The sequence below is a fragment of the Stenotrophomonas sp. GbtcB23 genome, assembly GCF_019091045.1.
GTDB classification, from domain to species: Bacteria; Pseudomonadota; Gammaproteobacteria; order Xanthomonadales; family Xanthomonadaceae; genus Stenotrophomonas; species Stenotrophomonas rhizophila_A.
In genome coordinates this window covers 1-245 of sequence record NZ_JAGXKC010000585.1, presented here as the reverse complement: position 1 = coordinate 245, position 245 = coordinate 1, and the positions used below count along the sequence as shown (strand labels likewise).

Genomic DNA, 245 nt, shown 5'->3' with positions numbered 1-245 from the left:
ATGAACAGTGCGCGGGCGAGCGCGACGGGCTGCTTCTGGCCGCCGGAAAGTGCTGCAGGCAGGCGGTCGGCGAGGGCCGCGAGCCCAACGCGCTCCAGCATCGCCATCGCGCGCTTGATCCAGTCCGGCTTGGCGATGCCGCGCTGTTTCAGGCCGAAGGCGACGTTGTCGAGCACCGTCAAATGCGGGAAGAGCGCGTAATTCTGAAAGACCAGGCCGATGTTGCGCGCATGGGCAGGCAGCGT

1 protein-coding gene is annotated in these 245 nt (G+C 66.9%); it reads right to left on the bottom strand.

Translation table 11 applies throughout. The features are described from left to right. Positions 1-245: ATP-binding cassette domain-containing protein (locus KVS69_RS20200; protein WP_217540049.1), on the bottom strand; the 245-nt coding region annotated here is incomplete at both ends.